Below are 11,672 nucleotides of genomic sequence, written 5' to 3' on the forward strand. Positions count from 1 at the left end.
AATGCACTAAGCTTATACAAGAGGTAATAATGAATAAGGTAAGTATATTATATACATTAATTAATATTATAATAATGCTTATTCTAATAAGCATAGTTTATCTTTGTAAAAGAAAAAATATTTCTTTTACAAAAAGAGTGTTTATATCGTTAGCAATTGGAATAGCATTTGGAATGACTATTCAATATTTTTATGGAACAAATTCAGAAATAACAAACGAAACTATAAATTGGATAAGTATTTTAGGCGATGGATACGTAAGGCTCCTTAAAATGATTATAACCCCCTTAATAATAACATCAATAATCTCTGCAATAATAAAATTAACCAACAGTAAAGATGTTGGAAAAATGAGCCTACTTGTAATATTAACGCTAGTATTTACAGCAGGCATTGCTGCCATAATTGGCATTTTCACTGCTTTAGCATTAGGATTAACAGCCGAAGGACTACAAGCAGGAACTAGCGAAATTTTACAAAGTGAAAAATTGCAAAAAGGACTTGAAATATTAAAACAAACACCAATCACAAAAAAAATCACAGATCTTATTCCACAAAATATATTTGAAGATTTTGCAGGACTTAGAAAAAACTCAACAATTGGAGTTGTGATATTTTCAGCTATCATAGGAATAGCCGCTCTTAAAACATCTATAAAAAAGCCAGAATCAATAGAATTTTTTAAAAAAATAATATTAACGCTTCAAGATATAATATTAGGTGTAGTAACTTTAATTTTAAAACTAACACCTTATGCTATATTAGCTTTAATGACAAAAATTACAGCAACAAGCGAAATCAAAAGCATAATAAAGCTTGGAGAATTTGTAATTGCTTCCTACATTGCCATAGGTCTTACATTTCTTATGCATATGGCATTAATTGCAATAAATAAATTAAACCCAATTACTTTTATAAAAAAAATATTCCCAGCACTATCATTTGCATTCATATCTAGGTCTAGTGCTGCAACCATACCTATTAATATAGAAATTCAAACTAAAAACCTAGGGGTAAGCGAAGGAATAGCAAATTTATCAAGCTCCTTTGGAACATCAATTGGGCAAAATGGTTGTGCAGCACTACACCCTGCTATGCTTGCAATAATGATAGCACCAACTCAAGGAATAAACCCTACAGATATTTCATTTATACTCACACTTCTTGGATTAATAATAATAACTTCATTTGGAGCTGCTGGAGCTGGCGGAGGTGCAACAACAGCCTCACTAATGGTACTCTCAGCAATGAACTTTCCAGTGGGATTGGTCGGGCTTGTAATATCTGTTGAGCCTTTAATTGACATGGGAAGAACAGCTGTTAATGTAGGCGGCTCAATGCTTGCAGGCGTTATATCTGCTAAACAGCTCAAACAATTCAACCACAATATATACAACCAAAAAGAGCTCATAAGCAAATAAATAGGAAAACAATGATGAAAATAATAATTATTGGGGGCACATCAGCAGGAACTAGTGCCGCAGCTAAAGCAAACCGCTTAAACAAAAAGCTAGACATTACTATCTATGAAAAAACAAATATTGTATCTTTTGGAACCTGTGGCTTGCCTTACTTTGTGGGAGGATTCTTTGACGATCCAAATACAATGATATCAAGAACAAAAGAAGAATTTGAAAAAACTGGAATCTCTGTTAAAACTAACCACGAAGTTATCAAAGTAGATACAAAAAGCAATACAATTGTAATAAAAAATCAAAAAACAGGAACCATTTTTAATAATATTTACGATCAACTTATGATAGCAACTGGCGCAAACCCTATTATCCCGCCAATCAATAATATCAATCTAAAAAATTTTTATACGCTTAGAAATTTAGAAGACGGTCAAAAAATAAAAAATTTAATGGATAAAGAAGAGATTAAAAATATAGTGATAATTGGTGCTGGATACATTGGAATTGAAATGGTAGAGGCAGCAAAAAATAAAAGAAAAAATGTAAGATTAATTCAACTAGACAAGCACATCCTCACAGATTCCTTTGACGAAGAAATAATTACAATAATGGAAGAAGAACTAATAAAAAAGGGGATTGATCTTCACACAAATGAGTTTGTAAAAAGTTTAATAGGAGAAAAAAAGGTCAAAGGAGTAGTAACAAACAAAAACACTTATCAAGCTGACGCTGTCATACTTGCTACTGGAATAAAACCTGCTACTGAATTTTTAGAAAACCAGCTTAAAACTACTGAAAATGGAGCAATAATTGTAAATGAGTATGGCGAAACCAGCATAAAAAATATTTTTTCTGCAGGAGATTGCGCAACTATTTATAATATAGTAAGTAAAAAAAATGAATACATACCCCTGGCAACAACAGCCAATAAACTTGGAAGAATAGTTGGTGAAAATTTAGCTGGCAATCGTATAGCATTTAAAGGCACATTGGGCTCAGCTTCAATTAAAATACTATCTTTAGAAGCTGCTAGAACAGGGCTTACAGAAAAAGATGCAAAAAAGCTTCAAATAAAATATAAAACGATTTTTGTAAAGGATAAAAATCATACAAATTATTATCCAGGGCAAGAAGATCTTTATATTAAATTAATTTATGAGGAAAATACCAAAATAATCCTTGGAGCACAAGCAATAGGAAAAAATGGAGCCGTAATAAGAATTCATGCTTTAGCAATTGCAATCTATTCAAAACTTACAACAAAAGATTTAGGGATGATGGATTTCTCATATTCTCCACCCTTCTCAAGAACTTGGGATATATTAAATATTGCTGGAAATGCTGCCAAATAGGAAGAATTAAATTAATTTAATTCTTCATGCTAATTGGTTGCCCTGTACTTGAAAGAACATCTCTCCAAAAGGAACCATTTGGATTAACCTTATTTCTGTCAATTACTGCCATCTTAATCGGTATGTGCACAAATTTTGTACTCCACAAACTAATCAACATTTTTGTCTTACCAGCCATTGCAGCATGCACAGCATTCGACCCAAGCCTAGCACAATAAAGCGAATCACTAGCATTAGCAGGGGAACTTCTAATAATATAGCTAGGATCAATGTATTTAAGAGTAAATTGTATATTTTTTGCCTTAAAATATTCTGTAATTTTATCTTTAATATAAAGCCCAATATCCTCATAAAGCAAATTCCCAGAATCGTCTTTCTTTTTAGGAAAATGATCAAAATATTTTTGACCTGCTCCTTCTGCTATCAATATTACTGCATGAGGAATCTCTTCTAAGCTTTCTTTCTCCAAAAGTCGTCTTTCAAGATGAACAAGAAATCCATTAGGACCTTCTATGTCAAAATCAAGCTCTGGAATTAAACAAAAATTAACATCATTAGAAGAAAGCGCAGTATGAGCAGCAATAAAACCAGAATCCCGCCCCATAACTTTAACAAGTCCAATGCCATTATAAGCACTATTAGCTTCAAAATGAGCACCAGCAACAGCTGCAACAGCCTGTTCTACAGCGGTCTCAAATCCAAAAGATTTTTGAACAAACATAAAATCATTGTCTACGGTTTTAGGAATGCCCACAACTGCTATTTTTAAATTTCTTTTTTCTATTTCCTCAGCAATAAGAAGAGACCCCTTTTGAGTACCATCCCCGCCAATATTAAAAATCATATTAATGTTCATTCTCTCTAAAGTATCAACTATTTCTACAGGTTTAATACTGCCCCTTGAAGAACCAAGAATAGTGCCTCCAAATTTATTAATATCATCAACAACATCTGGATTAAGATTAATAAAAGGTGAATTTGACTCGGGAAGAAGCCCTTGATATCCAAATTTTACTCCATAAATATTGCGAACCCCATAAATTTTCCACAAAGTTCGCACAATAGAACGAATAACATCGTTAAAGCCAGGACAAAGTCCACCACAAGTAGTAATAGCAGCTTTAACATGTCTGGGCACAAAATAAATTTTTTCTCTAGGTCCGGCTTTTTCTAAAAGAACATCTTCATACCTATCTCCCTTGTCCTCATCTCTATATACACTAAACTTAATCTTATTTTTTTCATTAACAAAATGTGAAGAACCCTCACTAGCATAAAAATCAATCAAAGGATTGTTTTGCTTGCATTCTCCCAAGTTATCTATTTTAAAATCTAAATTTTCATTTTTAATTCTATACACCAAATACTCCTTTATAGAATTATAGCCTAATTATTTTCTAATAAATCGACTTTGATCTTTAATCATATCGTATATGTCATCGTAAATATAAGGAGACCCTTCAATAGGAGATTTAATTAGATTACCAGCTATAAATTCAAAATATTTATTCAACTTTGAACTTTTCTCAAAATCAATAAATGGAACTCTATTATTAATAGCCTCTCTGAAACTTTTTGCAAAAGGCACAAAACCTATAAACTCTATTGGTATATTAATATTATTCTTAACAACATTAATCAAATTTTCACACATAGCAATCTCTTCACTAGTTTCTATTCTGTTTAACACAACTCTAGGATAAAAATTATTCATCATTCTCTTAACTTTTAAAGAAGAACTCAAAGAAATAAGTTCAATCCCAACAACCAAATCTTTAAATCCAAGGTTTGTTCCCTCAATCTTATCTTTAAAAAAATTACCAATATAATCCCGTTCAGGGCTTTTTTGCGGAAATCCTAAATATAAAAGACGATAAAGAGCATTCTTTAAAAAAGAATAAGCATTAAGTATGGAAGGAGTTTCTGGTATTGTAACAATTACCCCACTATAAGATGCCAAATAGAAATCTATTGTATTATAAGAGGTTCCAGATCCCAAATCTAAAAAAATAAAATCGGCAATAAGATCTTTTTGAATGGATTCTATAATCTTTTTCTTAATAGAAAAAGGAAGATTAGCTGTTCCTGTATAAAGAGCATCGCCTGGAATAAGATAAAGTTTATCATAAGGTGTTTTGCATACTAAATCTGAAAAACTTTTACTCTTTTTATTAATAAAAGAACCAATACCCACACCCTTATTTTTAACTCCCAAACACGTATGTAGGTTAGAGCCACCAAGATCAAGGTCAACAAGTATTACAGTTTTACCTAAACTAGAAAGCTTATAACCAACATTTGCAACAAAAGATGTTTTTCCAACACCACCTTTGCCACTTGCTACAGGAATAATTTTAGTCATTCTTAAATCCTAATTATCCTTACGATCTTTTTGAAAAATTTTCATAAAATTAAAAATCCTTACAAATCTCGATTTCTTTTCAGCATCTTTATTCAAATTTTCATCCTCTTTAGAGCTTGAAATTAAATCTTTAATTAAATCTTTATTATTTGTAAAATTTTCAATACTATCTGGTTTACCACAAATTACAATTTTATCATCTTTTAAAAAAAAATAATCACCATCAACAAATTCATATCTAGAATTACTTAAATTCCTAACAGCAATAACTGTAATTCCACATTCTCTTCTAAGATCGGCTTCAAAAAGAGTTTTACCAACATATTCTTTGGGAATAACAGTTTCAGCAACAATAATATCATACCCAATAATATTATAAGTTGAAAGATTCGGAGATACTAATAACGGAGTTAATCTTCTTGCAGCATCTTTACTTGGAAATATAATTTTTGTTGCGCCAAGAGTTTTTAATATTTCAGCATCATCCCTATTTTCTGTCTTAACACATATTTCCTTCAAGCCCAAAAGATTGCAATAGTGAGTAACAAGAGCACTTTTGCCAAGATCATCATCAAAGTCAATAACAACAGCGTCCGTATCTATTGGGATTATCCTTTTTAAAGCATTTTTAGTGAATTGCTCAACAACAAAGCTTTCTGTAGATATCACATCATATTCTTCAATAAGTTCTTTAGATGTATCTATAATAATAATTTGACAATCAAGCCTGCTTAAATCTTCAAGTAGGTGAATTCCTAAATTACTAAGTCCAATAATAACAAATGTTTTCATATGCTTCAACCAACCAAAATATCTTGCCTTGGCCTTGTAAATTCTTCAAAACGTGACTTTCTTGAAACAAAAACAGCCATTGAAAAAAGCCCTATTCGTCCTGCAAACATAGTAAAAATTATAATGACTTTCCCCCAAAATGACAAATCCTGAGTTACTCCAACTGAAAGACCAACCGTTCCAAAAGCAGAAAATACTTCATAACCCAAATCAATAACCTTCCAATTGCCAGATCCTCCCTCAAAAAAAAGAAGCATAAAAAAGGAAAAACTTAAAATAAAAATAGCTCTTGCAAAAAATAAAAGTGCAAATCTTATACTATCTATTGAAACCTTGTAAGACCCAATAATATATCCATTGCCGTTTTGATTTTTAACAACAGCTAATACAATTAAAAAAAATGTTGTAATCTTAATTCCTCCTGCAGTTGATCCGGGTGCACCACCAATAAACATGAATGGTAAAGAAACTATTTGAGTTCTTCCACTTATTAAAGAATTATCAAGATAATTAAAACCAGCAGTTCTAGTACTAATCGAATAAAAAATTGAATTAAATATTAAAGTACTCATTGAATAACCAGCTTTTAATTTATGCATCTCTGTAAAAAAAAATAAAATTGCACCAATTATAATTAAAAAGAAACTTAAAGAAAAAACTATTTTGGCATGAAGCGATAATTTTTTTTTGTTCTTAATAGTATTCTTTACATCTCTATAAACCATAAATCCAAGCCCACCACAAATTATTAAAATAGAGACCACAACTATAGCTTCAGGAACATCTCGCCATGCATAAATACTCTCAGAATGCATAGAAAAACCTGCATTGCAAAAAGCAGAAATTGTCGTAAATAACGCCTCTAAAAAAGAAATATTCACTCCCCTAAGTTTAAAACAAATAAGTATTAATATTAAACCTATCATTTCAACTGAAAAAGTTATAAACAATATGCTTTTTAAAATTCTAATAGGATTATATTCTATATTTGAAAGGGAATATTGCTTTATTATTCTTGCATCTGTTAAATTCATTTTCTTTTTAGGTATAAGCAAATAAAAAGTGGTAATACTTATAAATCCAAGTCCCCCAAGCTGGATTAGCAACATTATCAAAATAAATCCAAAAGTAGAAAAGCCTTCCATTTTAACCGTTATAAGGCCTGTAATACTTACAGCAGAAACAGCGGTAAAAAGAGCATCAATGTATGCTAATTTACCATCTCCTTCCCAGGAAATAGGCAACATCAACAAAAGAGAGCCTATAAACATAATTAAAACAAAATAACTAAAAAGTAAAAACCTGTCGCTAAATTCAAATTTCAACATATCATACAAAAAGTTGTTTAAATTATTAAAAATTCATCTTATATAGCATAATATTTTAACATTGAAATATTATCATAATTACATTATTTTTAATATATGTTTGAAATAGAATCAAAAGCATTTATTCCTCCAAAAGAGTTAAAAAGAATTATTAAGCTAGCAAATAAAAAATTCAAATTTATTAAAGAAGAAATAAAAACCGACATCTATTACTCAAACCAAAAAAAAATTATAAGAATAAGAAAATTAAATAATCTAGAAAAAATTGTTACATTTAAAAAAAAAATATTAGACAAAAACACTACTATAGAAATTAATAAAGAGATAGAATTCAAAATAGATAGTATTAATAATTTTTTAATCCTTATAAAAGAACTTAAATTTAAAAAGCTATATAAAAAGATAAAAAAAAGTTTAATTTATCAAACTAATAATTTAAATGTAGAGATAAACGAAATAAAAAATCTTGGATTTTTTTTAGAAATAGAAAAAATAATTAACAATCAAAATGATATAGACTTGGCAAAAAAAGAAATTGATAACATAATCAACCAATTTGGATTAAAAGAAAACCTTGAAACTAGACCTTACTCTGAATTACTCTCATTGGCAAACCAAAGTAAAAAATAATTCATTGGAATTAGAGCTTAAGGTAGAAACCACAAGCCCTTGATTGCTATAAATTCCAATCTGAGGACTTTTAACATCACTTTTAAAATTCTCCAACTTATTTAAAAAATACCAATTTTTATTCTTAAAATAAATTAATCTCACATTATTATTGTCTTCAAAGGCTAAAAACAAATTATTTTTATAAAGCCCAATGTCAGTACTTGAACCTTCCATTTCAACATTAGGACTTATATTAATCCACTTATTACTTTTCAAAGGACAAATGTTTATAATAGGTCTATTTTCAGAAACAAAACTCATAATTATTTGATTAAAATTAGAATCAAAAAAGCCTTTAATAAAATTAGCCATATAAACAGAAGGAATATTAGCATTTACCCAAGCATTCTCATTGTTTACAATAAATTCAGATTTAATATCATTATTTGACTTATAATTATAAAAAATGCCCAAAAAAGGTTCCGATATTAGCCCAATGTTTGATGAATTAACATTAGAATCACCTTTACTTAAATAAGCATGTATTACATCAGTCCAAATACTTCCATAGCCCATATTTGAGATTAAATTGACTTTATATTCACCCCCAATTTCTCTTAAATATGCCAAATACAATCTATCCTTTAAATCAATGCTAATATTTAATAAAGATCCAAAATTTTCTACGTGACTGGGACTAATATCAATCCATTTTCTACTATTAAATTTTTTAACTATAAGCTCGCTGGCAAAATCAGACCCTGATTTTGTAACAAAAGCAATATATAAATTCCCCTTCGAATTAATTGAAAAATCAAAATTAACTATATTAGTAATATTTCCATTAACAGATGAATCAAGATTAAACCAACCAACATCTTGAATAAACTCCGCAACTTTAATATCATCACTATTTTCTAACTGATAAGCAATATAAATATTGCCTTTATAAATCCTTAATATATACTTTTTAAGCTTGGTGGTTAAATTTAAAACAGGCAAATCTTTTAAAGTAAAAAAGAAATCTTCTTTTTCAATCTTAGATGTTTTAGCTTTCAGGGAATCGCTACTTAAAATTGAAAAATCTAAATCTGTAAGCGAAAACTTTATATTTTCATTTTTAGTACCAACGTATATTATTGCATAAAGAAAATTTTTATCTAACCTTATTTTAAAATCTCTTCTTTTTACTTTATCAGTTATGTATTTTTTATTAGAAATATCATAAATTTTAAAAACAAAATCGGAATTTGAACTCTTATCTAAGGTTAAAATATAATCAGAAGATTTGCTGACTTTTAAATAAATACTTTCTTTCCCATTTTTACTTAAAATACTTAAGGGACTAATTTCTGTTAATATTTGATTTACTTGAGCTTGAATAAAAGAAAGTTTTGTAAATAAAAATATCAAAATTAATGTCTTATTTATTTTCATATTTTTTTACATTCAAAAATATTAACACATATTCTAAAAATGATAAAATTGCAAAAAAAGCAGCACAAACATACGTCATTTGAACAATAAATAAAAATTTAAATTCAAAAATTAAAATGTAACTAATAAAATTTTGAACAGGTTCTGTAAAGTTGAGTTGATTTAAAGTATAAAACAAAAGGCTTGCAAAAGTGCAAACAGCATAAAGAAGTGACTTTAATTTCCCCAAAAAATTTGCTTGTTGAACTATATTAAACTGAATAATTAAATTTCTAACAAACCCAATAGAAATTTCACGATAAATAAATATTACAAAAAAATAATAGGGGGTTATACCTTTGTAAAAGAAAAAAACAAAATATGTTAAATGCTGCAAAACATCCGCATAAGGATCTAAAATTTTACCTACATTGCTAACAAGATCATATTTTCTTGCAAGATATCCATCAATAAAATCAGTAAATTCATTAAAAATGATTAAAAACCAAATAATTCCAAAAAACAAATATGAAAAAAATACATTTTCCAAAAAAAGTAAAATTAATATGATAAAGGAAAGTATAATCCTAGCTAATGTTATTTTATTAGGAGTAATGAACTTGATTAAATTATTCAATTTATCAAATCTCCTTATCCCTTATTTTAAATAAAATAAATTTAAGAGCTTCATCAAGTTTAATTCCATTTATTTGCTCATTTGTTCTTGTTCTAATAGATATTCTCTCTTCTGTTGCTTCTCTTTCACCAATTATAAACATATAAGGTATTTTTTTGGCCTGATATTCTCTAATTTTAGCATTCATTCTTGAGGAACTATTATCAAGCTTTATTCTAATCCCCTCATTTTTAAATTTATTAAAAACTTTAATAGCATAATCTTCTACAATATTGTTAACAGGAATGATTACTACTTGAATAGGAGATAACCATAAAGGAAACGCCCCGCCATAGTGCTCTACAAGAATTCCAAAAAATCTTTCAATAGATCCCAGCAAAGCTCGATGAATCATAAATGGTCTTTTTTCTTTACCATCCTCAGCAGTATAAGTCATATTAAATCTCTCAGGAAGATTAAAATCAAATTGAATTGTACTCATCTGCCACTCTCTCTCAAGCGAATCAACTATCTTAAGATCAATTTTAGGTCCATAAAAAGCACCTCCCCCTTTATCAATTTCATAAGGAACTTCAAAATCGCTTAAAGTCTCTTCAAGAACTTTTAAAGACATTTCCCAATCAGCATCATTCCCAACAGACTTGTCAGGCTTTGTAGAAAGATATGCCTTTAAATTACTAAAGCCAAATTTACTCCACATATAAATAGCAAACCTAAGAACTTCTTTAATCTCATCTACAACTTGAGAATGCGTGCATATAATATGAGCATCATCCTGAGTAAACCCTCTAGCTCTCATCAGGCCATGCAAGGCGCCTATCTTTTCATAACGATATACAGTACCAAGTTCGGCCCATCTAAATGGTAAATCTCTGTAAGAATGCTTACCTGTATTGTAAATTGCAATATGAAAAGGACAATTCATGGGTTTAAGATAATAATCACTTTTATCCATTTCTATTTTTTCAAACATGCTGTCCTTATAAAAATCTAAATGGCCAGAAGTTTGCCAAAGCCAAGATTTACCAACATGAGGAGTAAAAAGAATATCATACCCATTTTTAGAGTGCTCTTCTCTCCAAAAATCTTCTATTAAAGCTCTTATTTTGGCACCATTGGGATGAAAAAAAACAAGTCCTGGGCCAATCTCTTCATGAATAGAAAATAAATCAAGCTCTTTTCCAAGCTTTCTATGATCTCTTTTTTTTATTTCCTCTCTTAAATTAAGATAAGATCTTAGCTCTTTTTCATTATTCCATAAAGTTCCATAAATTCTGGTAAGCATTGGATTTTTTTCACTGCCTCGCCAATAAGCTCCAGCAATGCTAGTAAGCTTAAATGCCTTTGGATCAATTTTATTCATATTCTCAACATGAGGACCCCTACAAAGATCGACAAAATTATGACTCTTATAAATAGAAATTTCATTTTGTAAATCAAAATTTTTAATCAAATCAATCTTATAAGGTTCATCTTTAAAAATTTCAAGAGCCTGTTCTACGCTTATTATCTCCTTTTCAAAAGAACTCCCGGTCTTTAAAATCTCTCTCATTCTATTTTCTATGTCTAAAAGAGAATCTTCTGTAATCTGCCTTTTAAATTCAAAATCATAATAAAAACCATCTTTAATGGGAGGACCTATTGCAATCTTGGTATTTGGAAATAAATCACGTACAGCTTCTGCCATAACATGAGCTATTGAGTGTCTTTTTTTGTAAAGAATATCTTCTTTATCTAAATCTTTGCTCACAACAATAC

The 11,672-nt window shown here is 29.1% G+C and carries 10 protein-coding genes; 3 read left to right on the forward strand and 7 right to left on the reverse strand.

Going from position 1 to position 11,672, the window contains the following annotated elements:
• The first annotated feature begins 29 nt into the window (after positions 1 to 29).
• Both HNQ06_RS00605 and HNQ06_RS00610 read left to right on the forward strand, forming a co-directional pair.
• Positions 30 to 1,421 carry an L-cystine transporter gene (locus HNQ06_RS00605; RefSeq protein WP_184106924.1) on the forward strand — a complete coding sequence of 464 codons (1,392 nt, stop codon included), beginning with the start codon at positions 30 to 32 and terminating at the stop codon, positions 1,419 to 1,421.
• Positions 1,422 to 1,435: 14 nt separating this feature from the next.
• Positions 1,436 to 2,767, forward strand: coding sequence for a CoA-disulfide reductase (locus HNQ06_RS00610; RefSeq protein ID WP_184106927.1), 1,332 nt, complete (start codon positions 1,436 to 1,438; stop codon positions 2,765 to 2,767).
• A gap of 16 nt (positions 2,768 to 2,783) precedes the next feature.
• Here the strand turns inward: HNQ06_RS00610 and HNQ06_RS00615 are convergent, their stop codons facing one another.
• The 4 genes from HNQ06_RS00615 to HNQ06_RS00630 are packed head-to-tail and all read right to left on the reverse strand — an operon-like array spanning position 2,784 to position 7,249.
• Positions 2,784 to 4,127: an ATP-dependent 6-phosphofructokinase gene (locus HNQ06_RS00615; RefSeq protein WP_184106929.1), complete on the reverse strand. Its 1,344-nt coding sequence runs from the start codon at positions 4,125 to 4,127 to the stop codon at positions 2,784 to 2,786.
• A gap of 30 nt (positions 4,128 to 4,157) precedes the next feature.
• Complete coding sequence (locus tag HNQ06_RS00620; protein WP_184106931.1) at positions 4,158 to 5,129, reverse strand: MinD/ParA family protein; 972 nt, start codon at positions 5,127 to 5,129, stop codon at positions 4,158 to 4,160.
• A 9-nt stretch (positions 5,130 to 5,138) separates the two neighbouring features.
• Positions 5,139 to 5,921 carry a potassium channel family protein gene (locus HNQ06_RS00625; RefSeq protein WP_184106933.1) on the reverse strand — a complete coding sequence of 261 codons (783 nt, stop codon included), beginning with the start codon at positions 5,919 to 5,921 and terminating at the stop codon, positions 5,139 to 5,141.
• 5 nt (positions 5,922 to 5,926) lie between these two features.
• A complete protein-coding gene (locus tag HNQ06_RS00630; protein WP_184106935.1) occupies positions 5,927 to 7,249 on the reverse strand; it encodes a TrkH family potassium uptake protein in 1,323 nt (440 codons plus the stop codon).
• A gap of 96 nt (positions 7,250 to 7,345) precedes the next feature.
• Between HNQ06_RS00630 and cyaB the strand changes: the two genes are divergently transcribed.
• Complete coding sequence (cyaB, locus tag HNQ06_RS00635) at positions 7,346 to 7,879, forward strand: class IV adenylate cyclase (protein ID WP_184106937.1); 534 nt, start codon at positions 7,346 to 7,348, stop codon at positions 7,877 to 7,879.
• On the opposite strand, the gene HNQ06_RS00640 is transcribed toward cyaB, so the two are convergent.
• From HNQ06_RS00640 to thrS, 3 genes are read right to left on the reverse strand one after another with little or no spacing between them, the layout of a single operon-like run.
• The gene (locus tag HNQ06_RS00640; RefSeq protein ID WP_246343334.1) at positions 7,853 to 9,298 is read right to left on the reverse strand and encodes a hypothetical protein; all 1,446 of its coding nucleotides are present in this window, start codon (positions 9,296 to 9,298) and stop codon (positions 7,853 to 7,855) included. The two genes, cyaB and HNQ06_RS00640, sit on opposite strands and share 27 nt — an antisense overlap.
• Positions 9,285 to 9,914: a CDP-diacylglycerol--glycerol-3-phosphate 3-phosphatidyltransferase gene (pgsA, locus tag HNQ06_RS00645; protein WP_184106939.1), complete on the reverse strand. Its 630-nt coding sequence runs from the start codon at positions 9,912 to 9,914 to the stop codon at positions 9,285 to 9,287. The genes HNQ06_RS00640 and pgsA overlap by 14 nt, the downstream gene beginning before the upstream one ends.
• 4 nt (positions 9,915 to 9,918) lie before the next feature.
• Entirely contained in the window at positions 9,919 to 11,664 is a 1,746-nt protein-coding gene (gene thrS / locus HNQ06_RS00650; protein WP_184106941.1) for a threonine--tRNA ligase, read from the reverse strand.
• Positions 11,665 to 11,672: the final 8 nt, after the last annotated feature.

It is taken from the genome of Borreliella lanei (assembly GCF_014205895.1).
In the GTDB taxonomy this organism is placed as follows: domain Bacteria; phylum Spirochaetota; class Spirochaetia; order Borreliales; family Borreliaceae; genus Borreliella; species Borreliella lanei.

Bases quoted from the DNA above. Each gene is read 5' to 3' on its own strand.
- HNQ06_RS00605 (WP_184106924.1), top strand. From the start codon at position 30: ATGAATAAGGTAAGTATATTATATACATTAATTAATATTATAATAATG.
- HNQ06_RS00610 (WP_184106927.1), top strand. From the start codon at position 1,436: ATGAAAATAATAATTATTGGGGGCACATCAGCAGGAACTAGTGCCGCA.
- HNQ06_RS00620 (WP_184106931.1), bottom strand. From the start codon at position 5,129: ATGACTAAAATTATTCCTGTAGCAAGTGGCAAAGGTGGTGTTGGAAAA.
- HNQ06_RS00625 (WP_184106933.1), bottom strand. From the start codon at position 5,921: ATGAAAACATTTGTTATTATTGGACTTAGTAATTTAGGAATTCACCTA.
- HNQ06_RS00630 (WP_184106935.1), bottom strand. From the start codon at position 7,249: ATGTTGAAATTTGAATTTAGCGACAGGTTTTTACTTTTTAGTTATTTT.
- cyaB (WP_184106937.1), top strand. From the start codon at position 7,346: ATGTTTGAAATAGAATCAAAAGCATTTATTCCTCCAAAAGAGTTAAAA.
- HNQ06_RS00640 (WP_246343334.1), bottom strand. From the start codon at position 9,298: ATGAAAATAAATAAGACATTAATTTTGATATTTTTATTTACAAAACTT.